Source organism: Zarconia sp. (assembly GCF_057467645.1).
Genome location: NZ_JBRJXU010000047.1, coordinates 23,404 through 47,523, shown reverse-complemented (window position 1 = coordinate 47,523; position 24,120 = coordinate 23,404). Strand labels below are relative to the sequence as shown.

Genomic DNA, 24,120 nt, shown 5'->3' with positions numbered 1-24,120 from the left:
TGGGGTGTGGGGTGTGGGGTGTGGGGAATCGAAAAGCATCATCGTCGATTCTGGTGAGTCAGAATTGGAGTATCCAATCGTTTACCTTCATCTTCAGGAGTTCGAATCCCTCTTTCCCATCCACCTCCAATAGTGGAATTTCAGCCCCACCGATCGTGACCGCGACTCTGCTTAACCCGCGCTTCACGTTAAAATTAAACAGAGACGAACTGACCTTGAAGCTCCGCTGGAGTCACGTTTGTGACCGCCCCCAAGAAGTCACCACCGCTGACAGAGATTAAAGTGACGCGAGCCAGACCATCTCCATCGGGATCGAGATCCGTCATAGAGATAATACCTTCGTCGATTAAACTTTGGACTTCTGGGGGAATCGTCACCGGTTGCGTTCCGAAGTCCGTGATAATGAGATCGGCTTCTGTAAGTCCGTCCGTTAGCCCGATTCGATCGACTCCCGGTTGGAAATCGAGCAGCAGATCTGCATCTCCACCCAGGGCAGCAATCTCTGCAAATGAGGAAGTATTATCCGCCCTGAGTACGAAGGTATCGCTGCCAGCGCCACCGAGTTGAGCGTCGAGGCCAAAATCTCCATACATCAGGTCGTTCCCATTACCGCCGATGAGTACGTCGCTGTCTTGTCCCCCTCGTAGGGTATCATCTCCATCACCACCCTTGACGATGTCGTTGCCGATATTCCCAGCGACGAAATCATTTCCAATGCCACCATCGATGCTATCGTTATCCCGTCCTCCGAGGATAACGTCATCGCCTTCCGCCCCCAATAGGGTATCCGCACCCCGATTACCAAAGATCGTTTCTCCATCAGAGGAACCAAGTACCGCATCATCTCCATCGAGGGCCCGCAGTCCCAATGGAAAGGGACCCATCAGTCCTGGAGTGAGTTGTACGTTATCTCCGGTGGCGGGGTCGTTTTCTAAATCTAAATAGAGTCCGGGAATTGATTGCGGTGTGGGACTCGATAGAACTTCCATAGTATTTAGGGTGTACGTTGTCTTGAGACGAGTTTAGCTTAGAAATCAGACGAGCGGCTTTCCCTCGAAAGTCCGAGAAAATACGGGTATTTTAAGGCTCGATCGAAGTCTTTCATCTTGCTTGCGTTACCAACAATCGTGCAAAAAAATGTCCGAACCCATCTCAATACCGCTATCACTGCGTACCCTTAGCTCTAAGTATCCAATTTTCCCGTTGGCGATCGACCTTTTGGGCCCTTTTCGACATACCAGCGATACCAGGCACTCGAACTGCGAATCGCCAACCACAGCAGCAACATGGCAATGAACCCCCCCTGTTCCGGTGCGTCAAGGGCGAGTAAAACCAAGATAATACACAGGAAATCCTGAGCAAAAATCGCCCAAATCGGAAAACCTCGCAACCGAAAAAACCAACCCACTTGCACCAACTGCAAAACTAACGCCAGCAAACCACCGATCATACCCAGTAACCCTGCCAGCCAATCGACAATACCGGTGGCGCGTGCCACCGCAACCCCGACGAGGGTTCCAGCAACGGGACTAAAAACGAGCTGCACCAGTTGCACGATGCGCTGTCCGAGTAATTTTTTGGAGGCAAACACTTCAAACAGAGACCAGCTCACGAGAACCCCCACCACCACCTGGGGCTGAATTTGAGACAGCAAAGGGACGTCGAACCAGAGATTACCTCGCAACAGACCAATTAATAACAAAGGCAAGCCAATTCTCAGTCCAGCCGCCGCGGATGCAGAGAGTACGGCTAGGATTTCAACCATAAGATTTTATTTGAACGGTCGGGTTCCACAGTTGGATTCGGATTGACATTCGATGGAGTTGGTAGCGCTCCCGTCAGAAACAATACAAAGAGTCGGGCGAGTGGAAACCGAACGGTTGGAACCTTACTCCTTAGTTTAAACGGTTTAAACCGTCGACTCCGATTCTCCTCCACGGATTTGCCGGCGACGGTGGGCCGATCGCAGCACTCTCACGCGATAGGGATCGGCATCCTTGCGCCAACAGACGCGATGACCGCGCAGTTCGGCACAGTTCTGGCTCAAACATTCCTGCCAGCCGCGATAATGGGCGATCGCGCCGGGACGATCGAGCAGGCCCCAGTTTTCTTCTTGTTGGGAGAGTTTGGCAAACTTGTCGTAGACAGGGTAGTCCGGGGTGACGAGCTTTTCCTTGCGGTGAAGAACCGGGGGATTCTCGCAAGTTTCCCCATCGAAGTAGCGGACTTGCAAATCCCGCAAATCGATTTCCATCGCTGTGTGGAGGGTGGGATGGGGATCGGTATCGAAATCCGGGTAGTACAGATAGGAAATTTTCGGCGTTTGGGTATGAATTTTAATCAGGTTTGCCCATTCCATGCGTCCGATGGTACGACTGGCGCAGCCTTCGTAAATCCGCAACAGGGGATCGAGGTGCGGCAGGGTCCAAACGTGGATCGTTAAAGATTTGGCAGACAGTAAACCGATCGCACTGTCCTGGCAGAGTCGGGCAATTTCGGTCAGATCGCCTACGCTAAAGAGCATTTCTTCAGCCAGGGCTAAAGCTTGTTTGAGACTGCCGAAGAGGGCTTTGATATCCTGCTGGACGGGGGGCGTAAATTGCTTAAGTTGGGGGCGGCGACCGAAGTGGGTGAGGGCGAGGTAGATGAGTAAATCCTGGCGGCGTTTTTCGGCGATCGCTTCCCAGGCTTCTGGTTCGGTAGCTTGCAGCACCAGGTTGAAGGCCCGGCGAAAGGAACCCAATTCGGTAAGAATTTCGGGATGTTGGCTCAGTTCCCCCTTCACCGGCAATCGTCCCCGTTCCCCCACAAACTCCATTAAGGGGGCGAGCAGTTCTCGGGAGTCTTCAAAGGTGCGGCTGGGTTGGCGGATTTGGGGGGCGCGGGTGCGCGATCGAAATCTGGCGGCACGGAAGGTTTCGGCCATCGACTCGTCGCGAAAGACGAAGTAAATCCCCAATGCCACAGGAATGGCATCGACTTCGAGAATGCCATCGATATAGGTTTTGAGTTCCTCTTGTTCGTAGTATTTCTGGAACGTGCGGCGACGGGTAATGACCCCATCTCCAAAGACGACCTGTCCGCGATGGCGATCGCCGATCGCCACTTGCGCCGAAACCACCAGGACTCGTCGGGTCAACTCCCACGCCGCTATCAAAGCGTCTCGCCGTTCCGCCGTATCTTCGATGACGTTAATCACGTAGCCGAGATTGACGATATCCGCGGCTTGTTTGGGAACGTCCGGGGCGTAGTAGGGGTCCCAACCGGCACTTTTATACCCTTGTTTGGCAATGCGGCGTGCGTCTCCCCCATAGCCGCACCCGTAATCGAAAAAGGTGGTTTGCGGTGCGAACAAATCCGCTTCCAGAGTCAAGCGCATGGGGCGGGAAAGTTCTTTACGATCGAGGGCCGCCCGGTGGCGTTCGATTTTGGGAATGGCAACGGTGCCCGACTCGTCGCGACGGCGCACCACTTGATGGTCTTGAATTTCCACCCCGGCATCGTACAAACATCGCTCCCAGTTCGATCGAGTGCCGATATTTTTGGGATTGTCTAGGAGTCCGAAGAGTTCCTCTTGGTGGGTAAGTTGGGCGAAGGTTTCGTAGTGGGGATAGTCGGGGGTGACGAAGGTTTCTTTGCGGTGGAGGATGGGGGGATTTTCGGAGGTTTGGTAGTCGCGATAGCTGACTTGTCCGGTGAGGAACTCCACTTGGATGCTGGCGTGGAGTTCGGGGTGGGGAGCGAGGTCGAATTCTGGGTAGAAGAGGTAGGAGACTTTGGAGAGTTCGTACCCGAATTTGACTAGGGTGGGGTTGTCGAGGTAACCGAGGCGATGGCGGCAGAGGGCTTCGTAGAGACGCAGGAGGGGCGGCAGGGCGGCGATGGCACTGTGGTGAACGTAAAGGGCCCCTGGGAGTTTTTTGCCGATCGCACTTCCCTCGCAATACTCGGCGATAGAGAGGGGGGCGAGAGCATTTCGCAGAGTAGCCCAAGTGATGCCATCGGGTGTGTCGGGATCGATGGCCAGTCCGGCATCTGTTGCTAAGGCGATCGCTTCATCGAGAGCGCGATCGGTGGTGGCTTCGATTGGACTGGAAATGGCGATCGTCATTAGATCTTAGACCCCTCAATACATCCTCCAAGATCGGTTTACCATAAAACTTCGATCGTCTTGGGGAACGTCTTTTTTTCTTAATGAAGGGTATGGGGAAGGGGGAATGGGGAATGGGGAATGGTTAAGCTTGTGTGCCGCTTGTCTTGGGTGTAGGGTGTGGGGTTCTTCTACCCATGACTCGAATCTACATCACCTCGCTGGACTTTCAAGCATCCTTGACCCGTATTGAGGTTAAAACCCTTAATGCGATCGAGTTTCAACTGAACTGAGGGCAAGATGGAATTGAAGTCACTATCGAGGTTACATCATGGGTGGAAATCCTTGGCATTACTTTACTCCTTATCGCGTCGATCTTAACTCTGCCCTACAAGCTCTGCGAGAGCAAGAATTTCGGGCAGGTCGTTATGGTTATAGCTACTGGGCAAATCGATGGATTCCCGATTTATTAACAGGAAATGTTGCCGAGACTTTTGCTCTCCTCGAAGACACGATCGAACAGCCTAAACCCGCCAATGAGCTGATTGAGGAATATGGCAGTATAGAAGCTGCGATCGAAGTGGTATTAGAGCAGTTTGGGGAAGGTGGTACGCATTCAATTTTGGATATTATGCGCCTGTCAGAGGAACCAGAAATGGATGCCATCTGCACGATTTCCGAGTCGGAGTTGCAACAGATATTTGGAACGACTCAACCCACGCGAGACAGGGTTGAAGCAATTCTCGTGAAGGAAGAAGAACCGGAATCTTGGCAGATGTTTTGGGATGATATCGGTCGAGGAGAAGGACGCTACATCATTATCTACCAAGGAGGACAACCCTCCGAACTCTTCTTTGCCGGATATTCGTTCGACTAAAGTCTCTTGTGCCCCTCATCTTCCCGAATGTCGCCCAGGCGAATTCCGCGCCTCAAAAATATGGGATATTGAGACAAACTCGATCGAAAATCTGAAACCATGCCAACCCATTCAACTTTGTCTCTACCTCCCATGGGATGCGGAACTTGGGCGTGGGGAAATCGCCTGCTGTGGGGATATGACGAAAGTATGGATGCCGAGTTGCAAGAGGTTTTCAAACTCTGCGTCAGTAACGGCGTGACGTTGTTCGATACCGGGGATTCTTACGGAACCGGGAAACTCAACGGACAAAGCGAGAAGCTGTTGGGACGATTTACCCAGGAATATGCGGGGTTGAATTGCGATCGCATTTGTTTGGCAACGAAACTGGCAGCCTATCCCTGGCGATTGACGCGGGGGGCGATGGTTTCGGCGTGTAAGGCATCGGCAAAACGGCTAGGGCGCGTCGATTTAGCGCAGATGCACTGGTCTACGGCGAACTATTTTCCCTGGCAAGAACGGGCGCTTTTGGATGGGTTAGCAGACCTCTACGAAGCGGGTATTGTTAAAGGAGTGGGATTGTCGAATTACGGAACGAAACGCTTGAAATGGGTTGCTCGAAGATTTCGCGATCGTGGCGTTCCGATTTCTACGTTACAGGTTCAATATTCTCTTCTTTCAACGTATCCGATCGCCGATTTAGGGATTAAAGAGATGTGCGATGAGTTGGGGATTCAACTAATTGCCTACAGTCCTCTAGGATTGGGATTATTGACTGGAAAATATTCCCCAGATAATTTACCTCAAGGTCTTCGCGGGGTTCTGTTTCGGCAACTGATACCGGGGATTCAACCCCTTTTAGAAGTTCTTCGAGAAATCGCTGCATCGCGTGAGAAAACCCCATCTCAAATTGCGATTAACTGGTGCATTTGTAAAGGAACAATTCCAATTCCGGGGGCAAAGACGGTGATGCAAGCAAAAGAAAATATTGGGGCGTTAGGTTGGCAGTTGGATGCTGGAGAAATTGAAGCGTTAGATCGGACGGCGGCGCGGTTAGATAAAGTAATGGTTCAAAATATTTTTCAAACGAAGTAGTTTTTTAAGGTAAGCATTCAGCTTTTAGCGATCGGCGATCGGCTTTCGATAAAAAAGCCGCAAGCATTCGTTGAATCTAGATTTTCTCGACGGAACAAATGAAATTCATCATATTAACCGGTGAGTCCGTTGCCATTTCAGCTTTTGGAGGCAGCATTTAGCTGACAGCTGACGGCTGAATGCAAACCATTTATTATTACTCTTGGGTAATAAACGCATTTTCGAGGAACCAATTCAATCCGGGAATTTCGATCGCAAACAGAAAAGCGACGATCGCCATCAAAAACATGGCATAGTAAGTAAACCCTTTCTCGCGATAAATTGCCTCGGGTTTTTGTGCGGGAGAATCGGGTTTAATGCCCAGATATAAATACCAGGAAAAGAGAATTGCAAATCCCGGCAAACTCAGCAGAAGTTCTATTCTATATTTTACCAGAAAAACCCCTAATAAAAAAGCCGAACAGTTGGCATAAAAAAACGAAAGAACTAGCAAGCTTGTTTCTGTATAAAATTTAAACGATCGCCGGTAGAGTCCTGCGGTATCTGGGTCGCCGATAAACCGATATTCGGCATAGCGCTTGAGACTCATTAAAAACGCTCCCCCCGCCCAATATCCGAGCAGTAAACTCGATGGGGGAATGAGAGTATGGGTGACGATAAACCAGCCTAAAACAAGACGAATGGGATTGTTTATCGATTCTGATATGACATCTAAATAAACTCGATCTTTAGTTCTAAAAGGTTTGACGTTATATAAAAAACCCATCACCGCAAAAAACATTTCCGTCACCAGAAACGGTAGGGAAACCCATCTTGCCAGAGTGAATCCAATTCCCAACAGCAGGAGATACTCCACATACACCCAGCGTCCGGTGACTTTGCCTAAAACCGAAGCGCGATTCTTTTTGATTGGGTGATATTTATCGAATTGTGCGTCAATCCATTCGTTAATCGCGTAATTCGCAGATGCGATCGCACAGGTACTCAAGATTCCCAGGATAAACTGCAGCCAAAACTCGGAAATCGACGTTTGCGTAAAAATAGCCGCCAGTGCCGTACCGGGCAGCAAAAAAACATTTTTAAACCAATGGTCGGGTCGGGCAATTTCGAGATAAGGATGGAGATTTTGGTGGAGATTGCGGTAAAGACTCACTCAGTTTTTCCTTTCAGCTGGTAGATACCTAATAAAGAATCTCCTAAATTCAGCGGAATGACAATTTTTTGCATCCAAGCTGGGGTTGAAATGGGCAACCGAACGGGTAGATACTTTGCCAGACGCTCTAACAAATACTCCGCTGGAAAGTACCAGGTAGGACGAGTCATTTTGACGCACTCGAATCCTGCATTTGCCATAATGCGATCGAGGGTTTTGCGGTTAAAATACCCGATGTGCGCCACCCGAAAATGCCACCACTTCCAACCCAACATCCGCGCCACCCAGGAACTGACATCCGGCGTTGCCACCGCTACGATACCATCGGTTGACAGGATTTTCGCCACCTCAGCGACGACTTCTGCGGGATTGGGAACGTGTTCGATGACATCGATGAGGGTGACAATGTCGTAAGTTTGACGCGGCGTGGCATCGGGAAAGCTACCGGCATAGACGGGAAGCTGATAGTTTTGCGCCTGTTGCTGCAACCAACTCGAAGGTTCGATGCCTTCCGCGTCGTATCCCATTTTCAACGCTGCTTCGACGAGGATGCCGCTACCGGCCCCAATATCGAGAAGTGTGCCATTCGATCGATATTGATGCAAGATTTCGACGAGTTTTTTCGCCTGTAGCATTCGTTCGGCGCGGGTTTCTTCATATCCCACATCTTCGAGTTGTTCGTAGAAACTCAAGACGTTATCGAGACTCGAACATTGAAGAAAGCCGCAATTTTGGCAGCGTTGAATTTCCCCGGTTTGTCCGTAGTGGCTGTCGGTGATGGCGAAAGCTTCGCTGGTGAGATTTTCGGTAATATTTGCCGCTTTCACAACCTGAAGATTGGGGGAGGCACAAACCCAACATGAAGATTCGCCAGAACGAAGAACGGAATTCATTAGATATCTCGAGGAAAAGGGTTAACTGGAGTTTAGACGAAACGGTGCGATCGTCATCGGCATCGACCTCATCTCGGAGCCGATGAGTACTCTTGGGAATGGCAGATGTAAATAAGGAGGATGGAGTGTCACCGGCTGGTTGACTGAGAAAAATTTTGTGGGCTGAAATTTGTGCCCGGAGGGAAGTCGGGTGGGAACTCAACTGAACCCTCACCACACCAATTCTCAAGTTGAGCGCTCGCTCAACTTGAGAAGAGCTACAGGGCAAGTGTTTTTGTCGAGTGTTCTGGCTCCCCGTCCTATGTTCTTTCTCAAAACAATCACTACTCTCCCCAATGGGTGAATGTATTGTATTGAGGCATCTTCGGGCTTTTGAGTTGGGTCAGTTAACCAGCCCAAACACCCAAAACAAAAAACGAGCGCAACTCCGAACAAGCGCGCTTGCAGTTTGGGCTGGCGGTTCTCATTATCCCGTGCGTTCTGCCTTACCCAATATTGAGTGAATTATAGCGGTTTGCGCCAAACATTGACCCCATACAGAATTGGCCGGAAAAATGTGAAAAGCTTGCCGGGATTGCAACCTGGGGTCTACCTTTGAGAAAACCACTGTAGTTAAACCTGGTACGTGGCGAATTGAAAATCGAATACGTGCTAATCCCATGAGTGCTATGGGAAGTTAGTCGAGAACTAACCAGCCGCGACGAATGGCGTGCAACATTCGATCGACTGCGGCTTTTTCTTCTTCTCCAAGTCGGTCTCGCAAAAAAGCAGACTTCAACTCAGAACGATGATCTTGGGTAATCCGACCGGAACACCAGATTTGGAAAAAGACATCGGACGTTGTTCGCTCGAAACGATTGTACAAGTTCATAAGATCGACAGCCTGTAACTTGAACGTCAGCTAGCAGACATCTGAAAATCCTTTGGGTCGATCCCCCATTAGATTTTCTCTATTCGAGGGGGGTCGATCTCAATTGGATAAAGATGCCCAACGATCTTAACTATGAATGATTTTGAGCCAGAGGGAAGTGATACAGTGCCACGATCGTGGGCGATCTTAATCTTCTCACGATGCGATCGCGATCGCATCGACACGATCGAGTGGACCGTTTTGCATGGGGGCATTTCACGTTAATACCTACTATCAAATGGTCCACCCATCCCCACTAGATTTTATATTTGACCGAATCGTTTTTGGCCAAAAATGCTAAAACTCTCGAAAGCGTTAGTCGCTATCGGGAAAAGTGCGTCGAAACTCCTCAATTAAATCGTCCATTTCTTCGAGAGCTTGGTTGACATCAATTCTCAGAGTGCCCAAATCCGATCGTTCTAGGAGGCGCACCAGAAATTCTCGCTTACTTTCGATCGCGGCAATTTGCGATCGAATTGCTGTTTTATCCATTGATTCTTATTTTGTGGCTACATTCTGCTGAAATTGTACCAGTTTCGTCGATCTGGCTTTGGGTATCCCTGGAGTCCCAAATCGGGGACAATCGGTAATGTATCGCTTTAAGTCTCCTGAGTACTCGTGGTGCTCGAAAAGCGCGCTCGTGCTTTTTTGGGTCCGATCGCGTGTTTGAGGAAGACCGCATGAGAAGGCTCGATCGTTTCGCGCCCCCAACCCGTTTTTAAATCGCCATTTTTTGAACTGTATGTTACGTCAAATCTCTCTGGGAAAGTTAGGCATCCGTCTTGGCATTGTGATTACCATCATTGGCTTTGGAGCCTATTTTGCGGACTACGCGACCCTTAATCTTGCCGGATTTTTTTACGGCATTCCCCTGATTCTCATCGGCTTAGCACTCAAATCTGGGGAACTCAAACCCGTCCCCTTCGTACAATCCACCCCAGCGGAGGTACTGACCCTGCGAGAGTCCCAAGCAACGGCCACCCAAAACCAAATTCGCGAGGATATCACTCGTTATCGCTACGGTCAGGACGCCCATTTAGAAGAAGCACTCTCCTATTTGGGACTCGGACAGACAGAGCAGGAAAGACCTGTGGTTGAGGGAATACGAGAGGAGTCCGTAGACGGAGCCTATGCTTTAATTCTGGAATTTGATTCCCCGCTCGTCACCTTCGAGACTTGGCAGGAAAAAACCAATAAGATGGAAAAGTTTTTCGGTCCTAACGTGCAGGTGAAAGTGCGCCAACCTGATGAAGGGATCGTGGAAGTGGCGATTTTGTCGTCAAGTGACTCCCCGGAAAAGACTCAGGCGTGAGATCGAATTTGTTTAAATAACCTGAGTTCGGGATCGAACCCGATCGGGTGAGGGTGGGGTGCCGGGTGTGGGGTTTTGGAAAACGAGGTTTTGCGATCGCCTCACGCCGAGGCTGATGCTCCTCGAGCTTGTATCATCCCTTTCTACCCCATTGTGGGAAGCCACATCGCCTCACAAACCCTTACAAACCGCCGCTGACGGGGGGAATTAACACCACCTCATCTCCATCCTGGAGTACCGCATCCGGTGCGACAAATTGCAGGTTAACCCCAAATCGAGTCACGTCTCGCCATTGTTCGAGTTGCGGGTGTTCTTGCAAACATCGATCGAGAATGGCACTTGCCGTCGTCCCTGCCGGACATTCCCAAACCACCTCCGCCTCGCCGTAAGCTTCCTGATACGCAGCGAATAGTTTAACGGTAATTTGCATAGTGTTGCTCATCGGGTCATGGGGTGTGGGTGTGGGGTGTGGGTGTGGGGTATGGGGTGTGAGGTTTGGGGTTTTGGGAAAATCTATCTTCCTTGTTTCCCCTTGACCGCGTGCTCCCTCTCCCCTTACCCCTAAAGCCTCCAAAGCCTCCAGGAGGCAACCGTGCCAATCCTGTTACTAACCCCTCGCTCGTTCGTCTCGATCGAATGGGAAAATTATCTCATAGGGAAATATCGATCGACCACCGCTCTCGACTGTCACAACCACTAGTGGACAGTTGAACAACTAGAACGGTGTACCCTCCTGAGTGCAACTGTTACCAACCATAATGAAGATATCGAGAACACCGACATCGACTCCGCAAACTGACATCATGAAATCTTCTCTCAAACTCAAACTCACTGCCCTCGCCACCACTCTGGTTGCTTCCTTCGGCGCAATGGCTCCCGCCGCAGCTAGCCTGTTCGACCAGACAGAAGTTCGCCAAGACGACTTTATCGCGATCGCCTCGCCGGTGGGCCAAACGGGCAACCACCAACTGCTGATTGTAGAACAAGTCTCCGACAGCCGCGACTGCTGGAGCGAAAGTGGCTCTAGCCCGACCCTCGTCGAACCTCTGCTGCTGAACTTCAACTTTTCGGGGATTTGCGGACGCAGCACCGATAGTAACGGCTATTCCATTCGTGCCGGCGGTGAAGATTTAGGCTTGCAGTATCGCCTCAAAATCGTCAAAGAAGATGGTGATATGCTGCTGATGGGTGTTCCCGATCGCCGCAGCAATCCGTCTATCGAAATCGGCAGAGCTTACGGACAAAGCTCGAGCTTCACCAAAATCGTCCTCAATTCCGGATGGCGGTTTGCCAAGCGGAGCTACCAAGGTCGCACCCTCGGTCACGTTTACCTCACCAACGACTTGACCTTGGCCCAAATCGCCGGCATCGATCCCATTGCCGATCCCGTCGATCCCGTCGATCCCGATCCCACCTTCACCTTCCCCGATATTCGCGGTGATATCTATGCCAGCGACATCGAAGAAGCAGTCCGAACTGGATTTATCGCCGGATTCTCTGAAGATAATACCTTCCGTCCCCGCACGGCTCTGACTCGGGAACAACTGGTCTCGATGGTGCTAGAAGGTCTTAAAACCGTTCCTGGCGCAAGTCTCAACATCCCGACCAGCACCTCGGCTCGTCCCTATTCCGACGTAAATGCCTCTCGTTGGAGTGCGGCGAAGATTCAGTGGGCGCGGGATAATAATATCGTCAGCGGTTATCCCGACGGTACCTTCCGTCCCGCTCAAACGGTGACTCGCGCCGAAATGATGGCGGTGTTGCGTCGCGCTTCGGAATACGGCAAGTCGATTCAAGGGTTGACCCCGGAACTCGACCAAAAGCAAGTTCCGCAAAACTTCGCCGATACCACCGGTCACTGGGCAGATGCGCTCGTCGGTCAAATGTCGGCTTACTGCGGCGTTGCCTCTTCTCTCAACGAAACGGGCGATCGGTTCGCACCGGATACCCCCGCACTGCGCAACTACGCGGCGGCGGCGACTCTGCGGGCGCTCAACTGCGTGAAAGCTGAGTAATCGACGGTCATTCGAGCATCTTTGATGTTTCGATCGAACTTTGGGGTAGGAATGTCTTGCATTCCTACCTCTTTGAATGTCTTTTCGAGTTAACGGAGATCTTCTGGCGGGACATCCAATGCTGGGTTCCGATCGAAGAATCCTCGGGGAATCAACTTAAATCCCGAAGTCATCACTGGCATCACCGGCCAATCTTCGGGACGGACAATATGGGTATTCCCCAGGGTGTACCACAAGACGAGATCCTCATTGGCGATCGCATCGTTGTCGGACACATATTCAGGCAAACCTTGACCCGGCTCGCTTTGGTTGGGATAGTCACCCGCCGCATAAATTTCCTCTGGGTCGTACTGAGTCACCCAAACATGGTGATTGAGAAAACCAGCTCGTTGGCGAATTGGGGATTCGCTAGAAGCGTAAGGAACGGTATTTCCCTGTGGAACTAGAACGTAACCGATGGAACCCCCGAGGTCGTTTTGCTTATCGGAACTGACGAAATTCCACTTTCGGCTTTGGCTCAAATCGATATTCCGCATGGCTTGTGCTTCTGTTGTCAATGGGGTGGCTTCCATCACAAAGGCATTGCCATCGGGATTGTCCGACCCGACTGGTAGAGCGTTTACATTCATTTCTACAGCCGAATTAGCGCTACCATCGACATCGAGATCTAATCGAAAATTAAAGAAATGCTGGTGATTCGGTCCGAGAATATTCGGGGCAACCAGTTTGCTGAACCGATCGCTCTGGCTAAGGGCACCGGCATCGGTTGTCGTCGTACCCTTCGGTAGCACAATGCCGGTTTGGAGTAGTTCCACCTCGATGCTGCCATCTTGATGGAAAATCCAATCCATCCCATAATCGTAGTTTCCGATGGTCATGGTCATACCCATCACCAGTTCCCGACTCCTTCTGAGTTCGATCTCGTCCGCAATGTAATCGTAGTGCTGCCAAAGCACTCCCCCATCTCGCTCGTAAATCGCTGCTGCTCCTGGCGCCACAAAAGACTCTCCGAAATCATCTGCAAACACGGCATCGAGCAACACCGCATTTTCCGGTACGTCCTGACCGAGTTCCATCCAATTGGCCAGTCGTCCTAAACCGTATTCCCCAACATCAAAGGCATTGCGGAACACCCATTGGGTATCGGTGTCGGCATAGGGAACCACCATTTCCGATAATCCCCCGCGATACAAAATCGGTCGAAGTTCTTCTCCATCTTGATAGTTGACCTGATGCAGCACCAAACCTTCTCGGGGATGAATGGTATAGCGGAAATTCCAGTTTTGCCAGGTAATCTCATTGCCGGCAATATCAAAGCTGGTTCCTTCCGGTTGCAGAATTCTCAGAGGTTTCGGTGTTTCTCGCGTTTGTTCGACCGCATCGGCAGTGAAGTCAAAATTTTCCTGGGAAAATGGGACGATTCCAGTATCGATAAATGTATCGACGGTCTCGGAATTCAGATTGACGGTTACCAGAAGTCCTTCAATCGGTCGATACCAATTTTGGTCTCCCCCTTGATAGTAGGTAAGAGCGCGAAGCAACCGAGCATCGCTTTCACTTTCTTCTGAGGTGAGGTTTCCAGGGGCCCAGCCATCTACAACAACGCTGTCAAAGTCGGTAATGCCGCGATCGAGCATCGCTTGCTGCCATCGTTCATCTGCTCGAACCACCTCATCGAGAATATCAAATTCTGGTTCGGTAATCAGAGGTTGAGCGCCGGGAATTTCTTCCCAAGAGGTAACCATCCGTGTATTTAAGTCAACGATCGCCTCATAGGTTTGATTCTGCGCTCGGTCTAAAACAACGACAAAGGCTTCCCGTTGAAAATCGCTACCCTCCGTGAATGCAAGTACCTCGCTTTTTGGCGGTTCGAGTAAGTAAACATTGGGGAATAATGCCAAGTCAGTTAGGTTTTGTTGTTCGACGATCGCCGCAACTGCGGTCTCAATTTCTGTGGCCGTTAGGGGGTCTAGGGGATGCAAGATTGTTTCGTCTGAAGTTGACTCTTCGTTACTAACGGCACTGCGACCTTCAGTTTGTCCGAACTCGAGGTAATGTTGGTAGGCGGTAATGAAGTCCGGCACGACTGCCGCAACATCGGAGTGATTCGCAAGATAAAAGTTGGTATCGAACTCGGGGAGCGGGTCGCGATTTTCAACTTGACCGAATGCCAAAAAATGATCGATGGGCGTAGTTACCCCTTCGAGAAAAGCGACTTCTATATCGACATTAGATTGCAAGTAAAACTCTGTATCGAACCGCTCGCTAGGGTCGCGACCTTCTGTTCGACCAAACTGTTGAAAATGTTCGAATCCGTTCGTAAAAGTTCCAGCATTGACAGCTTGAGACACGTCAACATTAAGATCGAGATAATAGCTTTCGTCGAATAAATCAGTCAGTTCTAACAAATTTTCATTCTCCTAGACTGGAAAATTAATGCAAATTAGATATGTCAAGGAAGAATATTTAATAACCTTTTAGAGGTATTAACGATCGAGATGGAAGTTGTAAGCGTAACCTTACAAAGTTTTATGCTCTAATCAACTATTATCACAAAACGATACAAAATGTATCCATTTATATTTTTTTGTGAAATTCTCTTGTTCATTAGGTTCGCAGTCCGGGAGCGGCGCATTTTATTCCAATTTTGAAATTTGTCAAGTTTCAATACAGATGTCAGACTTCAAACCCACCGATCGAAGTGCGATCGTATCCAGTTCGGTTGAATACTTATAATTCACCGTGAAGCGAGCAAGGGAAGCAGGGGAAGCAGGCAATCGCTGAGGGAGAGAATTTGAGAAGAGATTAAGCGTTTGCGCTCAGTTCTAACGAATTATTCGAACTTGATATCGCTCGATCGGCAGCTAGTACAGCGCGGCAGAAATAACTGACCAGCTTTCAAGCGGTGAAAGCTATGTACAGTCAGCATTTTTAATTTTTAGTTTTGCGTGCATCGCGAGCGGTATCGGTTTGAGTCCCGTTCAACTTTTCAAGACGCATTTTTAATGACCCGTAGCGGCACTAGTGCAACACATGAATTCCGAGGGGTTGTAAATTGCTCAAATTCTTGCTCGTCAAGATTTTCAGAATTAAGCGATCTATTAAAACTAGTGGGGTGGAGTACTCGAGAGTATTAGCCAATTCTGCTTTCTGTTCGTAAACTTTTATTAAAAAAATAGTTCGTTTTCCAAAAATATCGTTTATCGAAGAGAAGTCTATCTTGGACAAAATCGATCGCTACTTATTTGGCTTAAATGCGATCGCGGTATTGATGGTCTGCCAGTGTTAAGACAGAAGTACGACCCACTTATCACAGACTCTCTCGACAAAGTTAAAGATGATAAAACGACTCAAGAGACTGAACCTAGGCATTTTTCAAAATAAATGGTTAAATGCCTCTTATTTTCTAATATTTGGGCTGTGGAATATTATTTTTCTGAGCCTCGTTTATATCGGGATTTTACCCTATATTGCCACCGATTTAATTGAAGCGGTGATGGCTGGGGATATCGAACCGGAATTCCTTGTGACAATGGTGGTATTAGTTCTGGTTCCCACCCTCTGTACCATCGGTGGGTTAATCCGCCTGCGCAAGCAACCGATCGAGCTTATGCGCCTTTTTTACGGCGTTGAAGCCCCATTAGTTTGCTTGTTATTGTTGCGGTTGTTTGTTTTTCGAGAACTGACGCTCTGCAGTACGTTAGTATTAGGAACCGCCATTACTTGCGCCCTCGCATTTTGTATCGAACTCTTCGGCGGATATGCCTCTCGCCACCGGCTTCTAGCTTGGATGCAAATGGGAGTTCACACCCTGATGTTTGGTGCGGGAATTTGGGTAGGAGCAACTCTGTTATTCTACGCCGTTCCCGTTGCTGGATATCTGATTGAAGAGTTCTTTACATTTAACTGGATTCGTAACTTCTTCTGGAACTATGGCAATGTAGGCGATTACATTCGCAATGTGCTGGGTTTTCTCCTATTTGTCGTAAGTGCTAGCCTCTTTGTCGCCATGCCATCAGCACTGGCGAGCTTTTACATTTACTCCGGGCAAAAAATTACCAGAGCGTTTGCTTCCCAGTATGGAAAAAATCGAGCATTTCAAGTGGCTATCGGAGTTTTAGTTACCTGGAGCGTTCTCTTTTTCGCCTGGATGCAGCAGCCGCAAATTGAGGTTTTTAAAAAGCTGGCATTTCCTCCTCAAACTGATGCCGAACGGCAAGAACTTTTAGCAGATTCAGATGCGATTCGCGCCGGACTCGTCAATGCTTATTTAGGACCCTATCGCTACCTTTCGACCTACGAACGGCACGATATCATCCACTATCTGTATCAAGACGCTTTCAATTTACCGGACTCGATTACCTGGTCTCTGCAAAATGCCTACAATCTATTGATGTCAGCATTTTTGTATGACGATCGACCTATCTCCGTTCCCATGCCACCATCGACTCATCTTTCCGGAGATATAGAAATTCGTCCGACGACAGAAAAAGCCAAAGAACTATACGCCAAATTCTTTGATATCCCCCTGCAAAAAGCCGAACGGAAATCGATTCAGCACGCTTTGCAATCGACGTTTAACGTAGACCAAGCCAAAGCCGGGGTTCTCAATATCGATGCGGAAAAAGTTTGGGTCAAATCCCAAGAAATTTCCGTCAAACCCGAAGGGGATTGGGCCGAAGTCGAACTCTACGAAGTCTACGAAAATAAAACTGACGAAGTTGAAGAGATTTTCTACTATTTCTCGTTACCCGAAAGTGCGGTGATTACGGGAGTTTGGTTGGGAGATACGGGCATCCGCGACAATCGCTACGTCTTCCAAATTTCCCCTCGGGGCGCGGCGCAGAAAGTGTATAATTCCCAAGTGCAGCGAGCGCGACCCATCGATCCGGCGCTCCTCGAGCAAGTTGGTCCCCGGAACTATCGCCTGCGTGCCTTCCCAATTCCCATTCCCCGGCAACGTTGGGAAAACGAACCCCTCGATCGCCCCACGCAGATGCATCTGTGGCTGACTTATAAAGTGATGCGCCAGGAAGAGGGTTGGGCGATGCCGCAACTCGCCGAAAAGCGCAACGCTTTCTGGACGAAAGAGACCCAGCGCATTCAAAACGGCAAAGCGATCGCATCGAATTCCGAAGATTGGCTTCCCGCTTTCATCCCTGCAGAAGGGAAACCATCGCCAACTCCCCACCAAGTTGAGCTATCTTCCGGGTACGAGGTGTCCGCCAAACCCGTTGCCGATGCAGACTATACCTTCCCTTCTGGCAAGCGGTTTGCCGTGGTTCTCGACGGTTCCCGCAGCATGACGAGTCATCGCCAACAGGTGAAAGAAACCCTCAACTGGCTAAAGCAAAACGGCTTTGCCGACAATCGCATCGATAACAACGATGCGGATTTGTACGTCACTGCAGCCACGGGGGCCGAACCCCAACGCATCGATGACATTCGCCAGTTCGATGCCAAGAAGATGACCTTCTACGGGACGTTGCAACCCCAGCAAATGTTAAAACAGTTTGCCAAATTATCTGGAGATGTGGCTTACGATGGCATTTTGATGGTGACGGATGAGGGGAGTTACGAGTTGGTGGAGGAAAACAAGGATAGCGAGGATGTCGCGGAAATTTCTGCACCCATTTCCGTTCCTTTGTGGATGGTGCATCTGGGTCGATTCTCCGCCGCTTACGACGATCGCACCTTAGCTGAAATTCAAAAAAATGGTGGCGGTGTTGCGGCAAATATTCCCGAAGCATTACAGCGACAGGCGACTCTAGAAGCGATGGATGAGTCGGTGGTGAGTGTGGCCGATGGGTATATTTGGTCGATCGAAAAACAGACCCCGAAACCCTCTACTGAAGCGAAAACCGAACAGGCCACTCCAGAAACTCCAACAGACGATCCCTTCGCACCCTTTGCGGCCCGACAGCTTATTCTGGGATTGAGCCGGCAAATGGACGAAACCACGAACGAAACCGATTTGGCGCAGTTGGATGCCGTCCACGCGATCGCCAAAACCTATAAAATCGTCAGTCCTTATTCTTCGGCGATCGTTTTGGTGAATGACGAACAGCGAGAAGCCCTCAAACAAGCCGAAGGCGAAGGCGATCGATTCGATCGAGCTGTGGAAGATGGCGATGAGAACTTAACCAGTCCCCTGGCGATTCCCGAACCCGGTGTGGGCATTCTAGGTGCATTGGGGACGATCGCTTTTATTGTCATTGCCCGCCGCCGCGTCCGCAAATTCCAATAAGTCGTGAGATAGAGGGTCGGGAAAGGAGAATTGGTAATGAGGAGAAGAAAAATTTGTCAATCGTCATACCTTCTCCCCCCTGCCGCCCTTGCCTCCTCTGCCTCCCCTGCCCCATTTCACCGGAATATAAAAAACCTTACCCGTTAACCAATGCCCCACTCCAATCCGGCCGCAGGTGCTCTGCATTGCGGAGATAGGGATGGCGAACCGGGAGATGGGACTCGGGGAGGTTGGCGTGGAGAAGGAGGCGGATGCAGCGTTGGAGATCGCTGGGAACATACATATGTTGCACGTCCAGAAGCGGTACGGTATCCCAACCCGGTCGTCTGCGGGCGATCGCCGCTGGAAAAATCGCATCTAAATCCCGAGTCACTGAGAACGTCACGCTGATAATTTGTGCCGGATCGAGGGGGTTGTATTTTTCCAACTCATCGAGGAGTTCTGTCACCACCTCTTCGATCGCTTCTTTTGAGTTTGCTGGGGCCGTCGTTGCCCCCCGAATCGCCCGAACTCGCCATTCCACGCCATCATTCTCCTTTTTCGTTACTTCGTCCTTTGTCCCCTGTCTTTTGTGGTTTGTCAACGATCGCGTCCCCCGGTTGATTTTTTCCGGGCAACCCAACGACTCAATTAAGGACGATACATCCACAACGGCAAACCGTTAGCCGCCACTTCAAACTCCAGCCACTGCGCCGTTTCCGAGACCCCAGAGACCGCACGATTGCGACCGAGGATGCGAGAAATCGGGGATTTGGGTTCCTCAATGGTGAAACATTCGGTTTGTTCCGGGTCGAGTTGCGCCAGTTCAGCCGCCCAGCGACGGGCATCTTCCTCGGTTCCCAGGCGATCGACCACTCCTAATTCTAGAGCTTGTTCCCCGGTAAAAATACGACCGTCTGCAAAGCTGCGAACGGTTTCCTCATCGAGGTTTCGCCCTTCGGCGACGGTGGCGACAAATTGGCCGTAGCTGGTATCGATTAAGGTTTGTAAAATTTCTTGTTCCGCTTCAGTGAGTTCGCGATCGAATGACAAAATATCTTTGTACGGGCCCGATTTAATGACTTTAAACGAGATGCCAATGCGATCGAGCAATCGTTCGATATTATTCCCCCGCAAAATCACCCCGATACTTCCCGTAATCGTACCGGGGTTGGCGACGATGTGAGGTGCACCCACACCGATGTAGACCCCACCGGACGCAGAAATATTACCGAAGCTGGCGACAATTTTCGTTTTCTTCTGTAACTGTTTCAGGGCACTGTAGATTTCTTGGGAGTCGCCGACGGTTCCGCCTGGGGAGTCGATGCGCAGCAGCAGGGCTGGAAATTTTCGTTCCTCAACAGTTTTGAGGGCTTTGAGGACTCGCTTGCGCGTAGGAGCAGCGATCGCCCCGGTGATTTCGATCCGCGCGATTTTTTTGCGAAACTTAGAAAACGGCCAAACCATGAACTCTGCGCTACCTAAAAACAAATAATTTCCCAGAATTCCTAGCATAGCGCACTGGGAACATACGCATTCAATACCTACAACCCATTGCCAATCAAAATAAACGGTGCCCAATAGTAGGGGTGAGAGAGGTGTTCGCGGAACGTCTCTTTCGGAGAATCGCTCGCTTCGGAAGGCACACTGTCGAGAATCGGCACGATTTCGATCGCCCCTCGCTGCTCCTGCGTTGGGGTAGAATCTCCGGAAATGAGAGCAATTTGGGCAGCGCGCAAGGCTCTAGCTTTGGTCGTGCCCTCTTGCAGTACCCCGTAAAACTCATTCATCAACGCTTGAGTCCCGCCATCATCGACCGACCACAGAGAAGCGATCGCCCCTCGCGCACCGGTTCGTTGCACCTGATAGCCAAACCCTAAAATTTCCTCGCCGTTGCCCAACTCTCCACCCACCGCCGTCTCGCAAGCACTTAAAACCACCAAATCCACATTGGGAAGCGACCAGGTTGAAAGGTCTCGCAAGGTGACCCGATCGCCATTACCAAACAGGATAAAAGACTCTTCAGGGAAATCCGAGACAAACTCCGCATGGGTAGCCAGGTGAACCACACTATAGTCATCCATGTAGGGAATGGTGGCTTGGGGGCTGAATTCTCGATCGAGCAGTATGGTTGTGCTGGGAATTTCCGCCGCAATATTGTTGACCTCAACTCCGGCAAAGGGGAGTCCATGGAAGCTGAACTGACGAGTTCCGACTTGAAAACTTATATAACCTTTGCTGAAAGCACCAGCTAACACTTCGATCGCTTCATGGGGTGGGGTTTCAAAATCCGTGAGTGACGCAGCTGTGATGTGGTTGATGCGGAAGCGTTGAATCAACCATTCTTGTCGATCGTGCAGCGCGGCAAGTGGAATGTAGCGCAACTGTGCATCTGGGGCGTAGAGAATTGTTTCAGCGCTGGCTTGTCTCAAGTCGTTCTCGATGGGTTGAATCAACCATTGGTAGAGTTGTTGGGCTTGTGCGATCGGATCGCTGTTCGGATTGGTTAATTTGCTGCGAAATTGAGCGATCGCCCGATTCAATTCTTCTCGCGTCACGTTCGCAGTGCGACGAATCGGTGGTGAGTAGGGTGTGACCAGAACCAGTTCGAGACGATCGTCCAGGATTAAGGGGTAGAGGAGAACCGCATTTTCTAGATTCCGCAGATTGTCTTGCAAGGCATTCAGTTGTTCTAAATCCAGATTTTGCCGTCGGGCGGTGCGGCTGAGTCGATCGATGGCTTCAGTCACTTCTGGTCGATCGAGAAATTCATCAAAACTCTGCACCAAATTTTGCTGGTTTGCGACTAATTCCGCAAGGCGTTGCTGTTGAGCCGGAGTGCGATCGCCCGGTGGAATCTCGCGCAGTTGAATCAGTTCTTGTCCCTCAACAATTGCCTGGTTGTAGAGGTCAAGAATGCGTTGTTCGGGTTGCCAGTAGTCTAGGGGTTGAGTGGGGCGATCGCTTCCTCGTACATTTTGTAAGTAATCATCGAGTTCTTGTACTTTGAGCAAATCCAAAACTTGTTGTGCTTCCAAAACTCGATCTTGTTGCAAGAGCAGATCGGCAAGACGACGGTAAAGGTCAGAAACTTTCCGTGCGTAAGATTGCTGTAGTTCTTGAGGTAGCCCTTGGATATCTTTTCGGATTGCTTCAGTAATGTTTACAGCTTGCTTGAAAAATAGAGTTGCTAATTCTAGATGCTCCTGTTTGATGAGTAATTCTCCCATGCTACTGAGAGTAATACCCTCTACTCCACGATCGCCAATCTCTCGAGCAATGAGCCGAGACCGTTGATAGAATTCCATGGCTTTTGTATATTCTTCTAAGCCATGAAAAACACCGGCTCAACCTAATAGAGTGACAGCCTCTGATCGGCGATCTCCAACTTCATTTAGGATGGCAATAGATTTTTGATAGAAAATAATCGCTTGTGAGTATTCTTCTGAAGCATTATAGGCATAAGCTAAGCCAATGAGAGAATAGGCTTCTCCGTGGAGATTATTCTCTTGTTTCGCAATGGTTAGTGACTGCTCGAATAATTCGATAGCTTGGGAATATTTCCCAAATGCACGATAAGCATTTGCTAAAGCCACCAAACAGAAAATTTCCCTTTGGCGATCTCCAATCTCTCGTGTAATTGTGAGAGCTTGTTGATACAACTGGATTCCCTGTTGAAAATCCCCAAGGCTGATATAGGCAACACCCAGTGAAAGTAGCGCTTGAGCCTTGTTGTTTCGATCGCTAGTCTCTCGAGCAATAACTAGGGCTTGGTTATATAACTCAAACGCATCTTGAATTTCTCCCCGATTATGATAGACCCGACCCAGACTCATTAAAATATTTGTTTCTCTTTGAGAGTCTCTCAAGTGTTGTGCTATTGCTAGAGCCTGTTGATAAGCTTCGATCGCTTTTTGAATTTGCCCTAAATTCTCGTAAATCGTCCCTATTTTAAATAAAGAATCTGCTTCCCCTTGGCTGGAGTTGACATCCTCGTCGATCGAGCTTTCATTACTCCAAATAGTGATTGGATTCGAGTCTTGGGAGACTGCTTGTCGTGTCATCTTCCGATAAATCTCTGCTGCTTGTTGAAATTGCTCTAATGCTGCTTCATATTGAGCGTTATGGAGCAATTGTTCCCCTTCTTGATACAAGCGATCGGCTTCGGTTTTGAGATCCTCGATTGTTTCTCCCTGTGCCAGAGCTGTTGAGATACCCATAGGAATCTTGGGAAAACTTGAAGAAATCGAGCAAAGAAGTACAGCGGCGATCGTCAAACTGAAGGGATAACATCGAAACAGCATCGTAATTCTCCGGAGGCGATTGAGAAATTCTCTTCAAATTCTATTTCTCAATCGCGTTGTTGCACAAAAAGGCAGACGGGATGATGTGGTAGGGTTGAATCGCCCGATCCAATACCCTCGAAGAAGCATCAATATCGCGTCCGCAACTGGTCTATGAAAGAATTCCAAGGAAAGCACGCCATTATTACTGGAGGTTCGAGTGGTATCGGACTGGCAACGGCCAAGCTACTCGCAAGCCAAGGCGCACACATTTCCATTGTTGCCCGATCGCCCTCTAAACTAGAAGCCGCCAAAGCAGACATCGAGACAGCCAGGGTAAATCCCCAACAGCGAGTCAATATTATCGAAGCCGATATTTCCGATCGCGATCGCGCCGAAGCTGCCATGGAAAAGGCGATCGAACTTGGGGGAGTCCCAAATTTATTGGTAACATCGGCAGGCATTGCCCATCCCGGCTACTTTCTCGAACTTTCCCCCCAAATTTTCGAGGACACCATGGCGGTGAACTACTTCGGTTCCCTCTATTGCGTTCGGGCAGTATTACCGGCGATGCTGCAACAGAAAACGGGACAGATCGTACTCGTCTCCTCCGGTGCGGGTTTAATCGGCGTGTACGGATACACCGCCTACTGTGCTAGTAAGTTTGCCCTGCGGGGATTTGCCGAGTCCCTGCGCGGGGAACTCAACGGAACGGGGGTTCAGATTTCGATCGTCTATCCCCCCGATACCGATACCCCCCAACTCGCCGCCGAAAACAAAATCAAACCCGCCGAAACTAAAGCCATTACCCAAAGTGCCGAAACCTGGCAACCGGAAGATGTCGCGCGAGAAATCCTTACAGGCGTTCTCAAAAAATCCTTTGCCATTTCCCCAGGATGGGAGATGTCATTACTTCAAAAATTGCACAGTGCGATCGCCCCTGGATTGTATTGGTATTTCGATCGACTCGCAGCCAAAGTCCGATCGAATTGAGATCGAAGTGTTTTTTCATCCTCGATACCGTCAGGCGCGGGATAAGACAGTTTCCGGTGACGGTGGGGAACGGGGAACATTTAATTGAATAATTCTCCTCTCCCTTGTCCCCTTGTCCCCTTGTCCCCTTGTCCCCCTTGTCTCCCTTGTCCCCCTTGTCTCCCTTGTCTCCCTTGTCTCCCTTGTCTCCCTTGTCCCCTTGTCCCCCTTGTCTCCCTTGTCCCCTTGTCTCCCTTGTCCCCTTGTCTCCTTGTCCCCTTGTCCCCTCTACCCCCCATCCATGGGAAGATAGAA

The 24,120-nt window shown here is 49.9% G+C and carries 19 protein-coding genes; 6 read left to right on the top strand and 13 right to left on the bottom strand.

The annotated features are described in order from the left end of the window. Positions 1-194 precede the first annotated feature (194 nt). The 3 genes from AC2215_RS06700 to AC2215_RS06690 form a co-directional block, all read right to left on the bottom strand. A complete protein-coding gene (locus tag AC2215_RS06700) occupies positions 195-989 on the bottom strand; it encodes a calcium-binding protein (protein ID WP_486809194.1) in 795 nt (264 codons plus the stop codon). Between the two features lie 194 nt (positions 990-1,183). After that, positions 1,184-1,765, bottom strand: a complete 582-nt coding sequence (locus tag AC2215_RS06695) for a DUF4126 domain-containing protein (protein ID WP_486809193.1) — start codon at positions 1,763-1,765, stop codon at positions 1,184-1,186. A gap of 144 nt (positions 1,766-1,909) precedes the next feature. Further along, on the bottom strand, positions 1,910-4,111 hold the full coding sequence (locus tag AC2215_RS06690; protein WP_486809192.1) for a DNA phosphorothioation-associated putative methyltransferase: 2,202 nt from the start codon (positions 4,109-4,111) through the stop codon (positions 1,910-1,912). A gap of 310 nt (positions 4,112-4,421) precedes the next feature. Here AC2215_RS06690 and AC2215_RS06685 point away from each other — a divergent pair, with 310 nt between their 5' ends. Together AC2215_RS06685 and AC2215_RS06680 are read left to right on the top strand one after the other, a co-directional pair. Then, complete coding sequence (locus AC2215_RS06685; protein WP_486809191.1) at positions 4,422-4,967, top strand: hypothetical protein; 546 nt, start codon at positions 4,422-4,424, stop codon at positions 4,965-4,967. A 99-nt stretch (positions 4,968-5,066) separates the two neighbouring features. Further along, positions 5,067-6,041: an aldo/keto reductase gene (locus AC2215_RS06680; RefSeq protein ID WP_486809190.1), complete on the top strand. Its 975-nt coding sequence runs from the start codon at positions 5,067-5,069 to the stop codon at positions 6,039-6,041. 196 nt (positions 6,042-6,237) lie between these two features. On the opposite strand, the gene AC2215_RS06675 is transcribed toward AC2215_RS06680, so the two are convergent. The 4 genes from AC2215_RS06675 to AC2215_RS06660 all read right to left on the bottom strand — a co-directional run bounded on the left by AC2215_RS06675 (position 6,238) and on the right by AC2215_RS06660 (position 9,489). Then, the gene (locus AC2215_RS06675) at positions 6,238-7,194 is read right to left on the bottom strand and encodes a UbiA prenyltransferase family protein (RefSeq protein WP_486809189.1); all 957 of its coding nucleotides are present in this window, start codon (positions 7,192-7,194) and stop codon (positions 6,238-6,240) included. Beyond that, positions 7,191-8,087: a class I SAM-dependent methyltransferase gene (locus AC2215_RS06670; protein ID WP_486809188.1), complete on the bottom strand. Its 897-nt coding sequence runs from the start codon at positions 8,085-8,087 to the stop codon at positions 7,191-7,193. The genes AC2215_RS06675 and AC2215_RS06670 overlap by 4 nt, the downstream gene beginning before the upstream one ends. Positions 8,088-8,763: 676 nt before the next feature. Further along, positions 8,764-8,958, bottom strand: coding sequence for a hypothetical protein (locus AC2215_RS06665; protein ID WP_486809187.1), 195 nt, complete (start codon positions 8,956-8,958; stop codon positions 8,764-8,766). Between the two features lie 354 nt (positions 8,959-9,312). Next, complete coding sequence (locus tag AC2215_RS06660; RefSeq protein WP_486809186.1) at positions 9,313-9,489, bottom strand: hypothetical protein; 177 nt, start codon at positions 9,487-9,489, stop codon at positions 9,313-9,315. 250 nt (positions 9,490-9,739) lie between these two features. Between AC2215_RS06660 and AC2215_RS06655 the strand changes: the two genes are divergently transcribed. Beyond that, entirely contained in the window at positions 9,740-10,309 is a 570-nt protein-coding gene (locus AC2215_RS06655; RefSeq protein ID WP_486809185.1) for a DUF2854 domain-containing protein, read from the top strand. Positions 10,310-10,490: 181 nt separating this feature from the next. Here AC2215_RS06655 and AC2215_RS06650 read toward each other — a convergent pair whose 3' ends face one another. Next, positions 10,491-10,751 carry a MoaD/ThiS family protein gene (locus tag AC2215_RS06650; RefSeq protein ID WP_486809184.1) on the bottom strand — a complete coding sequence of 87 codons (261 nt, stop codon included), beginning with the start codon at positions 10,749-10,751 and terminating at the stop codon, positions 10,491-10,493. A gap of 361 nt (positions 10,752-11,112) precedes the next feature. Here AC2215_RS06650 and AC2215_RS06645 point away from each other — a divergent pair, with 361 nt between their 5' ends. Continuing rightward, the gene (locus AC2215_RS06645; protein ID WP_486809183.1) at positions 11,113-12,324 is read left to right on the top strand and encodes a DUF3747 domain-containing protein; all 1,212 of its coding nucleotides are present in this window, start codon (positions 11,113-11,115) and stop codon (positions 12,322-12,324) included. 89 nt (positions 12,325-12,413) lie between these two features. On the opposite strand, the gene AC2215_RS06640 is transcribed toward AC2215_RS06645, so the two are convergent. Further along, positions 12,414-14,732, bottom strand: a complete 2,319-nt coding sequence (locus tag AC2215_RS06640; protein ID WP_486809182.1) for a primary-amine oxidase — start codon at positions 14,730-14,732, stop codon at positions 12,414-12,416. Between the two features lie 929 nt (positions 14,733-15,661). Between AC2215_RS06640 and AC2215_RS06635 the strand changes: the two genes are divergently transcribed. Beyond that, positions 15,662-18,571: a TIGR02921 family PEP-CTERM protein gene (locus tag AC2215_RS06635; protein WP_486809181.1), complete on the top strand. Its 2,910-nt coding sequence runs from the start codon at positions 15,662-15,664 to the stop codon at positions 18,569-18,571. A 136-nt stretch (positions 18,572-18,707) separates the two neighbouring features. Here the strand turns inward: AC2215_RS06635 and aroH are convergent, their stop codons facing one another. The 4 genes from aroH to AC2215_RS06615 form a co-directional block, all read right to left on the bottom strand. Beyond that, complete coding sequence (aroH, locus tag AC2215_RS06630) at positions 18,708-19,094, bottom strand: chorismate mutase (protein ID WP_486809180.1); 387 nt, start codon at positions 19,092-19,094, stop codon at positions 18,708-18,710. Positions 19,095-19,201: 107 nt separating this feature from the next. Beyond that, entirely contained in the window at positions 19,202-20,017 is an 816-nt protein-coding gene (sppA, locus tag AC2215_RS06625; protein WP_486809179.1) for a signal peptide peptidase SppA, read from the bottom strand. Between the two features lie 77 nt (positions 20,018-20,094). Then, a complete protein-coding gene (locus tag AC2215_RS06620; RefSeq protein ID WP_486809178.1) occupies positions 20,095-21,858 on the bottom strand; it encodes a CHAT domain-containing protein in 1,764 nt (587 codons plus the stop codon). Positions 21,859-21,897: 39 nt separating this feature from the next. Next, complete coding sequence (locus AC2215_RS06615; protein ID WP_486809177.1) at positions 21,898-22,704, bottom strand: tetratricopeptide repeat protein; 807 nt, start codon at positions 22,702-22,704, stop codon at positions 21,898-21,900. Between the two features lie 303 nt (positions 22,705-23,007). Between AC2215_RS06615 and AC2215_RS06610 the strand changes: the two genes are divergently transcribed. Further along, positions 23,008-23,826 carry an SDR family oxidoreductase gene (locus AC2215_RS06610; RefSeq protein WP_486809176.1) on the top strand — a complete coding sequence of 273 codons (819 nt, stop codon included), beginning with the start codon at positions 23,008-23,010 and terminating at the stop codon, positions 23,824-23,826. Positions 23,827-24,120: the final 294 nt, after the last annotated feature.